Source organism: Vallitalea maricola (assembly GCF_036985595.1).
In the GTDB taxonomy this organism is placed as follows: Bacteria; Bacillota; Clostridia; order Lachnospirales; family Vallitaleaceae; genus Vallitalea; species Vallitalea maricola.
Genome location: NZ_BTPU01000413.1, coordinates 1 through 305 on the forward strand (window position 1 = coordinate 1; position 305 = coordinate 305).

1 pseudogene is annotated in these 305 nt (G+C 44.9%); it reads right to left on the reverse strand.

What is annotated here, in order from left to right:
* A pseudogene (locus AACQ14_RS24875) lies at positions 1–150 on the reverse strand (ClbS/DfsB family four-helix bundle protein); the annotation flags it as partial.
* Positions 151–305: the final 155 nt, after the last annotated feature.

The window sequence follows — 305 nt, forward strand, 5'->3', positions numbered from 1 at the left end:
GTGAAAACTCTGCGCTAGTTTACCTAACTCATTCCATTTATAACCGGGTTCTGGAAAGTCTACGGGCTGGTTTACTGAAGATAGTTGTTGCAACTGAATAACAAGCTTCCCCCAGCCGATTAAATAAGCCAGCGTGTCACTCATGGAATTCTTTAGACCTTTTCTACGTCAGTATTTTTTCGAGTCTGAAACTGACGGCGTGCCCATTAGTCGAATGTTTAGGTCGGTGATTTATCAACGAGCTAAAGGCGCACAGGACTCTGTACCATATGGCACTAAGCTTGATACTCAGGCCGTGGGATACG